This window comes from Pseudomonas sp. MWU12-2020, from assembly GCF_023100605.1.
In the GTDB taxonomy this organism is placed as follows: Bacteria; Pseudomonadota; Gammaproteobacteria; order Pseudomonadales; family Pseudomonadaceae; genus Aquipseudomonas; species Aquipseudomonas fluorescens_H.
The window spans coordinates 1-346 of sequence record NZ_JALMEX010000061.1 but is presented as its reverse complement, the minus strand read 5'-3'; the positions used below and the strand labels follow the sequence as shown (position 1 = coordinate 346).

Genomic DNA, 346 nt, shown 5'->3' with positions numbered 1-346 from the left:
CGGCACCGTGACCGTTCCGGCACCGGCCGATGACGTGTACAAAGACGCGGGCAAAGTCGAAGCGACCATTTCCACCGCTACCGGTGGCAACTTCGAAAATCTGGTGCCGAGCACCGTTCCAGCCGTGACCACCGTCACTGACACCATCGACACCACCACGGTCAAACTGACCGCGACCGAGTCTGCTGCTGAAGGTGGCACCATCACCTACACCGCGACCGTTGGTGCGCCAGTGACTGGCTCGCCAGTTGTGGTAACTCTGGCCAATGGTCAGAACATCACCATCGAAGTGGGCAAAACCACCGGCACCGTAACTACCACCGCACCGAACGATGCGTTGACCGGC

General features: G+C 60.7%; 1 protein-coding gene. It reads left to right on the top strand.

Annotated features, from left to right (window positions below; genetic code table 11):
• On the top strand, nt 1–346 hold a 346-nt coding region (locus M0814_RS29040), incomplete at both ends, for an immunoglobulin-like domain-containing protein (RefSeq protein ID WP_247868587.1).